Raw genomic sequence first — 1,007 nt, 5'->3', positions numbered from 1 at the left:
GGCATCACGATCTCGACGGCGCACGTCGAATACGAGACGGCCAACCGCCACTACGCCCACGTCGACTGCCCCGGCCACGCCGACTATGTGAAGAACATGATCACCGGTGCCGCGCAGATGGACGGCGCGATCCTGGTGGTGTCGGCCGCCGACGGCCCGATGCCGCAGACCCGCGAGCACATCCTCTTGGCCCGTCAGGTCGGCGTGCCGTCGATCGTGGTGTTCCTGAACAAGGTCGACCAGGTCGACGACGCCGAGCTGCTCGAACTGGTCGAGCTCGAGGTTCGCGAGCTTTTGTCGAAGAACGAGTTCCCCGGCGACGACATTCCGATCGTCAAGGGTTCGGCTTTGGCCGCGCTTGAGGATTCGAACAAGACCATCGGCGAGGACGCGATCCGCGAGCTGATGGCTCAGGTCGACGCCTACATCCCGACCCCGGTTCGTCCGCTCGACAAGCCGTTCCTGATGCCGATCGAGGACGTGTTCTCGATCTCGGGCCGTGGCACGGTGGTGACCGGCCGCGTCGAGCGCGGCGTGGTCAAGGTCGGCGAGGAGCTGGAGATCATCGGCATCCGTCCGACGACCAAGACGACCTGCACGGGCGTGGAGATGTTCCGCAAGCTGCTCGACCAGGGCCAGGCCGGCGACAACATCGGCGCGCTGTTGCGCGGCGTTGACCGTGAAGGTGTCGAGCGCGGCCAGGTTCTGGCCAAGCCGGGCACGGTGAAGCCGCACAAGAAGTTCGTGGCCGAAGCCTACATCCTGACCAAGGACGAAGGTGGCCGTCACACGCCGTTCTTCACCAACTACCGTCCGCAGTTCTACTTCCGCACCACGGACGTGACCGGCATCGTGTCGCTGCCGGAAGGCACCGAGATGGTGATGCCCGGCGACAACATCACGGTCGATGTCGAGCTGATCGTGCCGATCGCCATGGAAGAGAAGCTGCGCTTCGCCATCCGTGAAGGCGGCCGCACCGTCGGTGCCGGCATCGTCGTCACCATCAA

The 1,007-nt window shown here is 64.9% G+C and carries 1 protein-coding gene; it reads left to right on the top strand.

Annotated features, from left to right (window positions below):
* Positions 1-1,007: elongation factor Tu (gene tuf, locus LB568_RS33420; RefSeq protein WP_224732404.1), on the top strand; the 1,007-nt coding region annotated here is incomplete at both ends.

Origin of the sequence: Mesorhizobium sp. B263B2A (genome assembly GCF_020165775.1) — a bacterium.
Taxonomy (GTDB): domain Bacteria; phylum Pseudomonadota; class Alphaproteobacteria; order Rhizobiales; family Rhizobiaceae; genus Mesorhizobium; species Mesorhizobium opportunistum.
Note: the sequence above shows the minus strand (reverse complement) of the source record. Positions and strands in the feature narration are given on the sequence as shown.